The sequence below is a fragment of the Faecalibacillus intestinalis genome (assembly GCF_015097455.1).
Lineage (GTDB): Bacteria > Bacillota_I > Bacilli_A > Erysipelotrichales > Coprobacillaceae > Faecalibacillus > Faecalibacillus intestinalis.
In genome coordinates, this window is sequence record NZ_AP024085.1 from 1,544,083 (window position 1) to 1,556,438 (window position 12,356).

Consider the following 12,356-nt stretch of genomic DNA (forward strand, 5'->3'; position numbering starts at 1 on the left):
AGTTCTCTCCTATCTAAGTCCAATATCATGACGATAGTACATACCATCGAATGTAATAATTGTAGCAGTTTCATAGACTTTCGCAAGTGCTTCTTGTAAATTTGCTCCTCTTGCACACACATTTAAAACACGTCCACCATTTGTGACAAGTTTACCATCTTTTAAAGCTGTTCCCGCATGGAAAACAACAATATCATCACTTACTTTGTCAATATTTTTAATTTCAATTCCTTTTTCATATTTACCTGGATAACCTCCACTTGCAAGTACAAGACAAGCCACGTGGTCATCTGACCATTTGACATCTACTTGATCTAAAGTATAAGTCGCACAAGCATCCATGATTTCATAAAGATCACTTTCTAAACGAAGAAGGATTGATTGTGTTTCAGGATCACCAAAACGGACATTAAATTCAAGAACTTTTGCTTGATTATTTTCAATCATTAAACCAATGAAAACAACTCCACGATAGTCCATTTGATCTTCTTTAAGTCCTTGCATAAATGGGTCAAGAATATCTTTTTTTAAGACTTCATCCATACCTTCTGGTAAAAATGGATTTGGAGAAACAGTTCCCATACCACCTGTATTAGGTCCTTTATTTCCATCAAAGATTTGTTTATGATCTTTTGCTGAAACCATTGGTACAATTGTTTTACCGTCTGTAAAACAAAGTAAAGAACATTCAAATCCTGTTAAGAATTCTTCTAATACAACTTTACTTCCGGCACCATCTAAAGCACCATCAACCATCATTTCTTTTAAAGTAGAAATGGCATCTTCTTTATTTTCAACAATAACAACACCTTTTCCAGCAGCTAAACCATCTGCTTTGATTACTAACGGAAAATCAAAGTGATCAACTTCTTTACAAGCTTTTTCAAAGTCTGTGACCTCAACATATTTTGCTGTAGGAATATGATGTCTAATCATAAAATCTTTAGAGAAAGCTTTGCTTCCTTCTAAAGTTGCTGCTTTTTTTTGAGGGCCAAAAGCTTTATAACCTGCTTTTTCAATATCATCAGCAAGACCATTACATAAAGGAACTTCTGGACCAATAACTGTTAAATCGATTTGATTCTTTTGAATAAAATCAACAATAAATTCATTATCTTCTACTGAACCTGGTACACACGTACCTAAACTTGCAATCCCAGGGTTTCCTGGAATTGCATAAAGTTCAGATACTTTTGGACTTTGTTTTAATTTATAAGCAATCGCATGTTCACGACCACCACTACCGATTACAAGAACTTTCATATAAGCCTCCTAGTGTCTAAAGTGTCTATATCCGCTAAATACCATAGGGATATTTTTTTCATTACATAAATCAATTGAATCTTGATCTCTAATTGAACCACCTGGTTGAATAATTGCTTGAACACCTGCATCTGCAGCCACTTGAACACAGTCATTGAATGGGAAGAAAGCATCTGAAGCAAGTACTGAACCATTGAAATCTTTATCTGGATTATTATGAATAGCATTTTCTAAAGCCCATACTCTTGATGTTTGTCCTCCACCAATAGCAAGTGTTACACCATTTTTAACAATACAAATCGCATTTGATTTTACATATTTAACAACTTTCATACCAAATTCCATATCTGTAAGTTGTTCTTTTGTAGGTTGAACATTTGTTACAACTTTCATTTCATCAATCATTTTTGTATTTAATTCTTGAACTAATACTTTTCCTTCAAGATATTTAATATCATATTTAGCACCACGTGCATCTAAATTTTTAAGTTTTAAAATACGTAAGTTTTTCTTTTTCTTTAAGATTTCTAAAGCATCATCATCAAAATCTGGTGCAGCTACGATTTCTAAGAAAATCTTATGCATTTGTTCAGCTGTTGCTTTATCAATTTTATAGTTAACAGCAACGATTCCACCAAAAATCGATTGAGGATCTGCTTCATAGGCCTTCATATAAGAATCATAACCTGTATTTCCAATAGCAACACCACAAGGAGTTGAATGTTTGATGGCTGCTGTAACGATTTGATTACCAAATTCTCTAACAAGTGCAACTGCTCCATATAAATCGTTTACATTGTTAAATGAAATTTCTTTACCATGAAGTTGTTCATAATCTAATAAAGATTTTTGAACATAACTATCTTCATATTTATTTGCTGCTTGTTGAGAGTTTTCGCCATAACGTAAATGTTCTACTTTCTTTAATGAAAGATTTAATGTATCTGGGAATTGATCTCCAACTTGATCTGCAAAGTATCTTGAAATCATTGAATCATAAGCACCTGTCATAGAGAATGCTTTATAAGCAAGATTCATTCTGAAATCAAAATCAGTTGTATCATTTTTAATAGCTTCAAGTACATTATTATAATCTTTTGGATCAGTTACAATTAAAACATCTTTAAAGTTTTTAGCAGCTGAACGAATCATTGATGGTCCACCAATATCAATATTTTCAATCATATCTGGTAAATCTTTACCAGCTTTTAAAGCTTTTTCAAATTCATATAAGTTGACACATACTAAATCAATTGGATGAATACCATGTTTTTTAATTGTTTCAACATGACTAGGTAAATCACGACGATATAAAAGTCCTCCATGAACCATTGGATGAAGTGTTTTAACACGTCCATCTAACATTTCAGGAAATCCTGTCACATCATCAATTGCAATACAAGAAACCCCATTTTCTTGTAAAACTTTCATTGTACCTCCTGTTGATACAATTTCAAAACCTAATTCTACTAATCCTTTAGCAAAATCAACAACCCCATCTTTATTTGTAACTGAAATTAAAGCTCTTTTCATTTAAATTACCTTTGCCTTTCCATCAATTATTTTTATCTTATTATCACAATATAGCCCTACAACTTCTGGTAGTAATTTATGTTCAATCTCTAACACCCTTTTTTGAATATCCTCAGCTGTGTCTAAATCCGATATATCACAAGCAACTTGTTTAATAATCGGTCCCCCATCGACAATATTTGAAACAAAGTGCACGGTTGCCCCCGAAACCTTTGCACCACGTTGTAATACAGCTTCATGAACATGCATTCCATACATTCCCGGCCCACAAAAAGAAGGAATAAGAGAAGGATGAATGTTCATAATTTTATTTGGATATGCATCGATTAACTCATCCGTTAAAATTGCTAGATAACCAGCCAATACAATAAAATCAATATTTCTTTCTTTTAACATCTTTACAATCAAAGCATCATCTTTTTTTACTACTGCTGTTTCAATACCAGCATCTTTCGCTCTTTGTAAACCATAAGCCTTTTGACGATTCGAAAGAACAAGAGCGATTTCGCCATTGATCTTTCCTTCGTTTTTAGCATCAATAATAGATTGTAAATCTGTTCCCCCGCCAGAGACAAAGACTGCAAATTTTAGCATAGATCCACGCCCTTATCTCCTTCAACGATATTTCCAACAACATAGCATTTGTCTCCTGCATCTTCAATAGCTTTCATTGTTGCATCAACATCTTTTGGATTAACTGCAATTACCATACCAAGACCCATATTGAATGTATTATACATCATATGTTCTTCAATATTTCCATTTTTTTGAATTAAATCAAATAAAGCTGGTACTGGATAACTTTCTTTTTTAATGATTGCTCTTACATTTTCAGGAAGCATTCTAGGTACATTTTCAAAGAAACCTCCTCCTGTAATATGAGAGCATCCTTTAATTCTAACACCCGCATTTTTTACATTTTTTAAAGCTTTTACATAAATACGTGTTGGTTCAATTAAAGCTTCTCCTAAAGTTTTTCCTAATTCATCATAGTATGTATCTAATGATTCTTTTGTCATTTCAAACACTTTTCTAACAAGTGAAAAACCATTTGAATGAACACCACTTGAAGCAATACCAATAAGTGTATCTCCTGCTTTAATTGTTGAACCATCAATAATATCTTTTTTATCAACAACACCCACAGCAAATCCTGCTAAATCATAATCATCTTCAGGCATTAAACCAGGATGTTCAGCAGTTTCACCACCAACTAAAGCACATTCAGATTGTAAACACCCTTCTGCAACACCACTTACAATGGAAGCAATTTTTTCAGGATAGTTTTTACCACAAGCAATATAATCTAAGAAGAAAAGTGGTTCTCCTCCAGAACAAGCAATATCATTGACACACATCGCAACGGCATCAATACCAATTGTATCGTGTTTATCCATCACAAAAGCAAGTTTTACTTTTGTTCCACAACCATCTGTTCCTGATAATAAAACCGGTTCTTCCATATTTTTAATACCACTTAAATCAAAAGCACCAGCAAAACCACCAAGTCCTCCTAAAACTTCAGGACGCATTGTTTTTTTAACATGTTCTTTCATTAATTCTACTGATTTATAACCTGCTTCAATATCGACTCCAGCTTTTTTGTAATCCATTTTTATTCTCCTTAATTATTTATTTTGCATCCTTGCTAGAACTGCTTTATAAGTTTCAATTAAATCTCCAATATCTTGTCTAAATACATCTTTATCATATTTTTGGTTTGTATCAACATCCCATAAACGACATGAATCTGGTGAAATTTCATCAGCTAATAAAATAGTACCGTCAGCTGTTTTACCAAATTCAATTTTAAAATCAACAAGTTTTAAATTCATTGATAAGAAGAATTCTTTTAATAATTCATTGATTTTTAATGTTGTTTCTTTGATGTATGCTAATTCTTCTCTAGTTGCAAGTTTTAAAGCAACAGCGTGATCATCATTAATTAATGGATCACCATATTCATCATTTTTATAACTCATTTCAAAGATTGGTTCATCTAAAACAACACCTTCAGGCGCCCCTAATCTTTTACAGAAAGATCCAGTTGTAATATTTCTAATAATAACTTCTAATGGGAAGATATCTACTTTTTTAACTAAGATATCTCTTTCATTTAATTTTTTAATCATGTGTGTTTTGATTCCAGCTTCTTCTAACATATCAAAGATAATACAAGAGATTGTATTATTTAAAACACCTTTACCTTCAAACTTATCATGTTTAACACCATTTCCTGCTGTTGCATCATCTTTATAATGAATTAAATATTCATCTTCCTTTTCAGTTTTGTAAACTTGTTTTGCTTTTCCTTCATACAATAATTCTGCCATTTTTCTTTTCCTCCTATTTGTATTTTTCTATGACTTCATCGTTAGCTTTCATTGCGTCAGCTTCCATTTGTTTTCTTTCTTTAAGTAGCCCTTCTTTGATTTCACTATGTTTAATAGCCATAATTTGAAGTGCTAAATAAGCTGCATTTTTACTTCCATTAATAGCAACGGTTGCTACTGGAATACCCGAAGGCATTTGAACAATGGATAATAAAGCATCCATTCCGTCTAAATTACTTCCTGCAATTGGAACACCAATAACTGGTAAAACTGTTTGACTAGCCACCACACCTGGAAGGGCTGCTGCCATTCCTGCAGCTGTAATAATAACTTCTGTTCCATCTGTTTCTGTTTCTTTAATGAAACTAGAAAGTCCTAAATGCGCTCTATGAGCAGATAAACAACGAACATTCACTTCAACACCATAATTTTTTAAAATTGAAATAGCTGGTTCAACTTTAGGTAAATCAGAAGTTGAACCCATAATAATAGCAACTTTCATCTTTCTCTCCTTTTTAGAATAATCCTATAATTTTTCCATCTTCATCAATATCCATATTGACAGCGGCTGGACGTTTTGGAAGTCCTGGCATACGCATAATATCACCAGAAATAGCCACCAAGAATCCTGCTCCAGCAGATGGAATAATATCATTGATTTTAACAGTAAACCCTGTTGGTCGACCAAGCAAGAAAGCTTGGTCAGATAATGAGTATTGTGTTTTAGCAACACAAATTGGTAATTGACTTAATCCTTGTTCTGTATATTTTTTAATTTTATTTTTTGCTTTCTTTGTAAATTCAACACCATCTCCACCATAGATTTCTTTAACGATTGTTTCAATCTTTTCTTCAATTGATAAATCTAAATCATAAAGTGGATGATAATTAGCTTCTTTTGTTTCTAAAATATTTAATAACTTTTCAGCAAGTTCGATTCCACCATCAGCACCTTTTTCCCAAACTTTACTAATAGCTACTTCAACACCAAGTTTCTTGCAACATTCATTTAATAATTGAAGTTCCGCTTCTGTGTCTGTTGGAAAAGCATTAATAGCAACGATACAAGGTAAATCGAACTTTGCAATGTTTTCAATATGCTTTTCTAAGTTTCCTAAACCAGCTTTTAAAGCTCCCAAATTTTCATTTCCTAAATCTTTTTTAGCAACACCACCATGCATTTTTAAAGCTCGAACAGTTGCAACAATAACAACTGCTTCAGGATTTAAATTTGCTTGACGACATTTAATATCTAAGAATTTTTCAGCTCCTAAATCAGCACCAAATCCAGCTTCAGTAATCGCATAATCTCCTAACTTGATAGCAAGTTGAGTAGCCATGACAGAGTTACATCCATGGGCAATATTTGCAAATGGCCCCCCATGAACAAATACTGGTGTGTGATCTAAAGTTTGAACTAAATTTGGTTTAATCGCATCTTTTAATAAAAGTGTTACCGCTCCTGTTGCTTCAATATCATCAACAGTAACTGGTTTTCCATCATAAGTATAAGCGACAATCATTTTTGCAGCTCTTTGTTTTAAATCTTCTAAAGAAGTCGCTAAACAAAGAATTGCCATAACTTCACTAGCAACGGTAATATCAAATCCATCTTCACGAGGAACCCCGTTTACTTTACCACCAAGTCCACAAACAGTATGACGTAGCGCACGATCGTTTAAATCGACCACACGTTTCCAAACGATTTGTCTTACATCGATATTAAGTGGATTCCCTTGATGAATGGAATTATCAAGCATCGCTGCAATTAAGTTGTTTGCAGCAGTGATTGCATGAATATCTCCTGTAAAATGAAGGTTGATATCTTCCATTGGAACAACTTGCGCATATCCTCCACCAGCAGCTCCACCTTTGATTCCAAAACATGGACCAAGCGATGGCTCACGCATTGCAACTACAGATTTCTTTCCTAATTTGTTAAGTGCTTGTGATAATCCAATCATTGTTGTGGTTTTCCCTTCACCTGCAGGAGTTGGATTAATTGCTGTTACTAAGATCAATTTTCCATCTTCGTTTTGATCTAATTTTTTAATGGCTTCAAGGGAAATCTTTGCTTTATATTTTCCATATAATTCTAAATCATCCTCATCCAAACCAACTTTTTGAGCAATTTCAACAATCGGTTTCATCTCTGCACTTTGTGCAATTTCTACATCAGTTAACATTGTCGTTCATCCTTTCTTTTTTTCTTTTTGATTGATTCTTTTAACCACTTTCATTATATTACAAGACAATATATGAAACTAGTTATTTTACCTATCAACCAAAAAAAGAGCCCACTCATCCAGACTATTCTTAGCCCAGACGGTCGACTCTTTTACACGATTATACTCCCTGTGGTTTATTCCACTTCCGTCAGTCGTATAACTTAACTGCATAATATCAAAAAATGTCTCTTTAATCAACACCAAATTTCTTTGTTTTTATATAAAAATTGATTTTTTTATCATTCTATCATTTCTTTTTCATTTCTTAAAAATTTGTTAATTCTTTAAACGATTTAATAACTTTATCTGGATGCCATGCATTACCAAATCCATAGCTAGCAAAGATAAAAGGAATACCTGCAAATCTTGAAGCCTCTTGGTCTCCTTGTGTATCTCCTATATAAATTGCCTCTTGTATATGATTTCTTTCCATCAACAATAAAATATTATGTCCTTTATCTTTTCCTGTTCTTCCTGACATTTCAATATCTTTAAAATACTTTTCTAAATGATGAGCATGTAAAAAAGCTTCGACATATTCCTTTTGACAATTACTCACAATATATAGATCATATTTTTTAGATAAAATTTCTAACGTTTCTTCAATACCTTCATACAAAATAGCTCCATGTTCATTTAAATAATTGACCTCTTCTTCACTAAAATCATCAATAATTTGATTTCTTTTTTCTTCATTAACGCTTGGAAATAAGATATTGCCAATTTCTTCCATGGTTTTTCCCATCAGCGAAGCAACCTTTTCTTGAGTAATAGAAATATCTAAATGGTGTTTATCTAAAACTCTTTTCCAAATAAAAGGTGCACTTTGTGTAGAATCCCATAAAGTCCCATCTAAATCAAAAATCATTGCTTTTTTCATATTTCCACCAACCTTTTTTCTATTTTACCATAATTAATTATTCTTTTTCCGCAACACAATAACATACACCTTTAGGAGCAATAATTGGATTATCCTTATAATATTCATTATAGTGAATAAAAGAATCTAAAGTAATTCTATAATCATCATGTTTTATTACTTTTAAATGACACAAATCAAATATTTCTTTTAATTGTTCAAAACTATATTTAGCTCTCATTGTTTCATTTGCTTCTTTAGCTAATGCTTCTGATTTTCGTGTTTCATCACTTTCTTGATAACTAGGATAATCAAAGACAAGTCGACTTCCTTTTATCATATCTTTTGAGATTTCTTTAAGCAGTCTTTTAAATTGGTCATGCGTTAGATAATAACTTAAACCGAGGAGACTACATACAGAAAGTTGGTTTTCTTGATAAGAACTTTCTAATAACCTATCGATCCAATTATCCTTACCTAAATCAATTGATAGAAATTGAACATTTTTAATATCTACATTTTGACATCTTTGTCTTTTATCATCAATAACCTCTTGCTTATCAATTTCAAATACATTCATTTTATTTTGATACATGTAAGCAAAACTATCATAACCTGAGGCAAAATCTAGATATTGCTTACATCCCTTTTCTTTCATCTCTTCAATCGCTTCTTTACAAAAAGCACTTCTTAGTAAAACAGAAGGTGATAGTTGATGATCTACAATCCACTTTAATGCTTCTTCCTTACTTCCTTTAAAATTAGGATTAAAAAATGAAATGCCTTGTGACATACTTAACCTAATCATTTCATATTCTTTTTTTGTAATTAATTTTGTTGAAAGAGGATCATCAAAAATTTTAATATCCTTACTTTTTTGATGATACGCTCTTGCAAACAAACTTACTAATGCTGTCATATTTTGTTCCATAAAATTACCTCCATATATTTAATACAAGACTTTTACAGAAATGACTAATCTTGAAAAAATGCCCATTTTATGGTAATATAAAGGTAGAAAAAAGAAAGAAATGAGAAAAAATTTCCCATTTCTTTTTATTTGAACTTTTTAAAACCATTAAACCAAGCTCGCTCATCAAATGACTTCTTTTTTATTTTTATAACATTTTTTTCTTTTGGAATACCAATTGGTAAAAAGCATACCAATTCATAATCATCTGGTACATTTAGTATGTGTGCCATTTTTTTACCGATTTGATCCTCATCGGTAATGTGCCCTTCATACCAACAGCTTTCATATCCTAAAGCAATGATTGCTAGTAACATATTTTCAATTGCTGCTGAATAATCCTGTATGGCAAAACATTTATCACGATATGCATAGATACGTTGAGTGAGCACACAAATGGCAGCGGGTGCACTTTGTCCTATTGGCGGATCTATAACATTGAGTAATTGTTTTAAAATATGTGGATCATCAATCGCAATAAAACTTGTTGTTTGTTTATTACATCCAGAAGGAGCGTCGATTCCTGCTTGCATTATTTTGATAAGGTCCTCTCTTTTTACTGGAACTGCTTGATATTCTCCTCGAAAACTATGTCTACTATGAATTAATTCTAGAAAAGTATTCATTTTTACCCTCTTAATAACTATATTTCTTAATCTTTTCCTTGACTCTACTTGCTTGTTCATCTTGTAAAATATATGGTTGATAATCATTTCTTCCTCTTGATGAAGTTAAAGAACATGGAATGATTTGTACTTGATATCCTGTTTGTGTTGTTCCTTTAAAAGAATAAGAGAGTTGATAAATCATTGTGTCTGTATCACTTGGATTACGATTACCACCAAAACAGAAATTACCTAACGAATAAACAATAGGTTTTCCATTGTAGGTTTCTGTTCCTTGAACAACATGAGGATGTGAACCAATGACAGCATCCGCTCCAGCATCAATGGTAAACTTAGCCAGTGATCTTTGATCTTCATTGGCTTGATATTGTCTTTCAATACCCCAATGATAATAAACAAAAACAAGTTGACATTGTTCCTCATTTTTTAAATGATTGATTGCTTCTTGTATTTTTTGATGACCACTTTCATTATTCATAGATACCGAAAGTGAACGATAACCAAGGAATCCACACTTGATGCCTTTGACTTCTTTTATGTAGTAATCATCATAACCAAAATGACCAATAGAAGCTTCATCTAAATATTTTTTTGTATCTTGAAGACCTGCTTCATAATAATCTTCACTATGATTATTTGCGAGGGTAACTGCTTCTACTGATGAAGAAGTCAATATTTTTGTATATTCAGGAGCTCCACTAAAAGGAAATTCTTTTTCAAGATGATTACTGGCTGTAGTAAGTGGTCCTTCTAGATTAACAACTGTCAAATCATCTTTTTCAAAAACATCTTTTACTTTTTTTAAAAAATATGTTGGATCATTCCCTTGTCTTTTATATTCTTGATTAAACGATCCATCATAAGCTTGTCCGGCATAGTTTCCAAGTGTACAATCTCCAGCAAAAGAAATAGTAAAATTCACTTCAGCTTCTTCTTTCTTTTTCTCTTCTTTTTGTACTGTTTTTTCTTGTACCTTTTTAGGTGTTTCTTTTTTTGTAGGTTGATTTACATTATTAAAAAGAAAAACACCTAAAGAAATAACAAGTACAGCTATTATCATAACGAATGCTACTTTTTTCTTATTTAATTTATGATTCATAAAATTCACCTCAACTTATTTTAACATATTCTAAAATATGTTAAAATGCTTCTATTGGAGGAATAACTATGATTCAAGAAATTATTGAAAATAAATTAGATTATGCCACTTTATTATGCGAAAGTGATCCGAATATTAATCTTGTTGAAAATTATTTAAGAGATGGAAGATTATTTGCTTACTTTGAAAAACAAACACCTCTTGCTTTTATTGCAGCAAAAGAAATCAATGACACTACTGTTGAAATAAAGAATTTACTTACATTAGAAAAGTATCGAGGACATGGTTATGGAAAAGCACTTATTCAACATATTGAAAAGCTTTATCAAAACAAACTAACTTTTTTAATTGGAACTGCCAATAGTTCTATGACAAATATGCTTATTTATACAAAGCTTGGTTATCATTATAGTCATAAAATTGAAAACTTTTTCATTGATTATTATCCTCAAGAAATCTATGAAAACAACATGCAGGCAACCGATCTTCTTTACTTTAGCAAAACACGTGCAAACTAAAAGGATTCCTTACGAATCCTTTTTTGTATACTCTTTTAAGATATCAATATAAAGTTGTCCAAAACGGCTCAATATAGCTTTATTATGCGTAATATATCCTATTTCCATAAAATCATCCACATCTAAAGGAACCGCAATGATATCTTTCCCATTAAGCTGTTCATTAATGACTCCACTACAAATTGTATAACCATTAAGACCTATTAATAAATTAAAAAGTGTTGCTCGGTCACATACTTTAATTTCTTTTTGACTTTCTAAAGTACTTAAGATTTCTTCAGAAAAGTAAAAAGAATTATGTTCTCCTTGTTCATAAGATAAACGTGAATATTCTTTTAAATCCTCTAAAGATACTTTATTTTTGTTTGCAAGAGGATTGTCTTTTCCAATAAAAACATGGGGCTTTGCAATAAATAAACGATGAAATGTTAAGTCATTTTCTTTCAATGTTTTCTTTAAAACAACTTCATTAAATGAATTAAGATAAAGAACCCCAATTTCACTTTTAAGTTTCGCAACATCTTCAATAATTTCATAAGTTTGTGTTTCTCGAATCCTGAAATCATATTCCTTCCCACCATATTCTTTAATCAAAGAAACAAAAGCTTCTACGGCAAAAGAATAATGTTGCGTTGAAATACAAAATTCATGTTTAACATTATGATCTTGTAAGTATTTTTCTTCAATCAAATTTGTTTGTTCAATTACTTGTCTGGCATAGCCTAAAAATTCTTCTCCTTGCCTTGATAAAATAACCCCTTTATTAGTACGAATAAAAATTGTAATCCCAAGTTCCTTTTCTAATTCCTTAATAGCACTTGTCAAAGAGGGTTGAGAGATATATAAACGTTTTGCAGCACTAGAAAGTGTTCCTAGTTGAGCAACGGTAATTACGTATCTTAATTGAGCTAATGTCATTTTTTTCAC

Annotated in this window: 13 protein-coding genes and 1 riboswitch; of the genes, 1 reads left to right on the forward strand and 12 read right to left on the reverse strand. The window is 31.6% G+C overall.

Annotation, left to right across the window (positions count from 1 at the left end; translation table 11 throughout):
- Positions 1-9: 9 nt before the first annotated feature.
- From purD to Fi14EGH31_RS08470, 11 genes are all read right to left on the reverse strand, one after another.
- Positions 10-1,263 carry a phosphoribosylamine--glycine ligase gene (gene purD / locus Fi14EGH31_RS08420; RefSeq protein WP_107029483.1) on the reverse strand — a complete coding sequence of 418 codons (1,254 nt, stop codon included), beginning with the start codon at positions 1,261-1,263 and terminating at the stop codon, positions 10-12.
- A gap of 9 nt (positions 1,264-1,272) precedes the next feature.
- The gene (gene purH, locus Fi14EGH31_RS08425) at positions 1,273-2,796 is read right to left on the reverse strand and encodes a bifunctional phosphoribosylaminoimidazolecarboxamide formyltransferase/IMP cyclohydrolase (RefSeq protein ID WP_200764701.1); all 1,524 of its coding nucleotides are present in this window, start codon (positions 2,794-2,796) and stop codon (positions 1,273-1,275) included.
- Positions 2,797-3,390, reverse strand: coding sequence for a phosphoribosylglycinamide formyltransferase (purN, locus tag Fi14EGH31_RS08430; RefSeq protein WP_117810805.1), 594 nt, complete (start codon positions 3,388-3,390; stop codon positions 2,797-2,799).
- Complete coding sequence (gene purM / locus Fi14EGH31_RS08435; RefSeq protein ID WP_117828561.1) at positions 3,384-4,409, reverse strand: phosphoribosylformylglycinamidine cyclo-ligase; 1,026 nt, start codon at positions 4,407-4,409, stop codon at positions 3,384-3,386. Before purM ends, purN begins: the two co-directional genes overlap by 7 nt.
- A 15-nt stretch (positions 4,410-4,424) precedes the next feature.
- A complete protein-coding gene (gene purC, locus Fi14EGH31_RS08440) occupies positions 4,425-5,129 on the reverse strand; it encodes a phosphoribosylaminoimidazolesuccinocarboxamide synthase (protein WP_022001458.1) in 705 nt (234 codons plus the stop codon).
- 13 nt (positions 5,130-5,142) lie between these two features.
- Complete coding sequence (gene purE / locus Fi14EGH31_RS08445; protein WP_022001457.1) at positions 5,143-5,631, reverse strand: 5-(carboxyamino)imidazole ribonucleotide mutase; 489 nt, start codon at positions 5,629-5,631, stop codon at positions 5,143-5,145.
- A 13-nt stretch (positions 5,632-5,644) separates the two neighbouring features.
- Complete coding sequence (locus Fi14EGH31_RS08450) at positions 5,645-7,315, reverse strand: formate--tetrahydrofolate ligase (RefSeq protein WP_200764702.1); 1,671 nt, start codon at positions 7,313-7,315, stop codon at positions 5,645-5,647.
- Between the two features lie 126 nt (positions 7,316-7,441).
- Positions 7,442-7,523, reverse strand: a riboswitch (ZMP/ZTP riboswitch).
- A gap of 99 nt (positions 7,524-7,622) precedes the next feature.
- Positions 7,623-8,237, reverse strand: coding sequence for an HAD family hydrolase (locus Fi14EGH31_RS08455; RefSeq protein ID WP_200764703.1), 615 nt, complete (start codon positions 8,235-8,237; stop codon positions 7,623-7,625).
- Between the two features lie 37 nt (positions 8,238-8,274).
- Positions 8,275-9,147 (reverse strand): class I SAM-dependent methyltransferase, encoded by an 873-nt coding sequence (locus tag Fi14EGH31_RS08460; protein ID WP_200764704.1) that lies wholly within the window; start codon positions 9,145-9,147, stop codon positions 8,275-8,277.
- A 125-nt stretch (positions 9,148-9,272) separates the two neighbouring features.
- Positions 9,273-9,812: a nitroreductase family protein gene (locus tag Fi14EGH31_RS08465; protein ID WP_117346842.1), complete on the reverse strand. Its 540-nt coding sequence runs from the start codon at positions 9,810-9,812 to the stop codon at positions 9,273-9,275.
- 10 nt (positions 9,813-9,822) lie between these two features.
- Entirely contained in the window at positions 9,823-10,911 is a 1,089-nt protein-coding gene (locus tag Fi14EGH31_RS08470) for a CapA family protein (RefSeq protein WP_230308058.1), read from the reverse strand.
- 68 nt (positions 10,912-10,979) lie between these two features.
- On the opposite strand from Fi14EGH31_RS08470, the gene Fi14EGH31_RS08475 reads away from it, so the two are divergent.
- Complete coding sequence (locus Fi14EGH31_RS08475) at positions 10,980-11,429, forward strand: GNAT family N-acetyltransferase (RefSeq protein WP_107029500.1); 450 nt, start codon at positions 10,980-10,982, stop codon at positions 11,427-11,429.
- Positions 11,430-11,438: 9 nt separating this feature from the next.
- Here Fi14EGH31_RS08475 and Fi14EGH31_RS08480 read toward each other — a convergent pair whose 3' ends face one another.
- Positions 11,439-12,347: a LysR family transcriptional regulator gene (locus Fi14EGH31_RS08480; RefSeq protein WP_200764705.1), complete on the reverse strand. Its 909-nt coding sequence runs from the start codon at positions 12,345-12,347 to the stop codon at positions 11,439-11,441.
- Between the last annotated feature and the right edge of the window lie 9 nt (positions 12,348-12,356).